The sequence below is a fragment of the Citrobacter sp. S55_ASV_140 genome (assembly GCF_018919505.1).
In the GTDB taxonomy this organism is placed as follows: Bacteria; Pseudomonadota; Gammaproteobacteria; order Enterobacterales; family Enterobacteriaceae; genus Citrobacter; species Citrobacter werkmanii.
The window spans coordinates 1-862 of sequence record NZ_JAHLQZ010000410.1 but is presented as its reverse complement, the minus strand read 5'-3'; the positions used below and the strand labels follow the sequence as shown (position 1 = coordinate 862).

Here is an 862-nt window from a genome sequence, read left to right as displayed (position 1 = left end):
GATCCAGGACAGCGATAAGAGCCGTATCTGGCTACTGGTCAACGACGATCAGCGTCTGGAACAGATGATAAGCCAGATCGACAAACTGGAAGATGTGGTGAAAGTCGCCCGCAACCAGTCAGACCCGTCGATGTTTAATAAAATCTCCGTCTTCTTCGAGTGAGTTAGTCGCCGTCTGAATCCGGGGTAATCACTTTGACAGAGCCGTTCCGGCAGTGGGTTGCGTAATCTGCCGGTAACGGACGGTCGCTTATCAGTACGTCAAAGGTGGAGAGTGGACCAATGCTGGCGGGGGCGACCTCATCGAACAGGGCGTGGCGCGTCAGCAGAATTTTACGTAATCCGCGTTCCATCGCTTTGCGTTTTGTGGCCAGATCGTCCGGATTGAACCAGCTAACGCCGAAATGCTCATGGATTCCGCTGGCGGAGATAAAGACTTTCCGTGGGTTGAGTGCATCCAGCGGGGAGGGATTGCTGGTGTCGTAAAAGGCGTCACTTTTCGCCCGGTAGGTTCCCCCGCAAAGAATCGCTGTGGCGTTGGGTTTTTCATTTAGCGCTACAAACACCCGATGCGAGTAGCAAATCCCGGTAAAGGAAATATCGTCCGGGATCATGCTGACCACCAACGGCATTTCCGCACCATTATCAAAAAAGACCAGATCATTTTCACTCACCAGTCCCGCTGCCAGAATGGCAACCGGTAAATCGTCGCGGTGATACTGCTTTTGCGCGGGGAGTGGCGCGTTAACGATGGTAGCAGGTTTGTTCACCATTACAATGTAACCACCGAGCAGCGTGAGGGGTAACGGCTCGTCATCCTGACTGAGATCCCGACGAATAGTCATCACGGAAACTTCCAGCA

The 862-nt window shown here is 53.1% G+C and carries 1 protein-coding gene and 1 pseudogene; one reads left to right on the top strand and one right to left on the bottom strand.

Translation table 11 applies throughout. The features are described from left to right. Nucleotides 1-163: pseudogene (locus KQJ18_RS24235) on the top strand (acetolactate synthase small subunit); the annotation flags it as partial. 1 nt (nt 164) lies between these two features. Here KQJ18_RS24235 and KQJ18_RS24230 read toward each other — a convergent pair. Further along, a partial coding sequence (locus KQJ18_RS24230) for a DeoR family transcriptional regulator (protein WP_216422989.1) occupies nt 165-862 on the bottom strand: 698 nt, incomplete at its 5' end.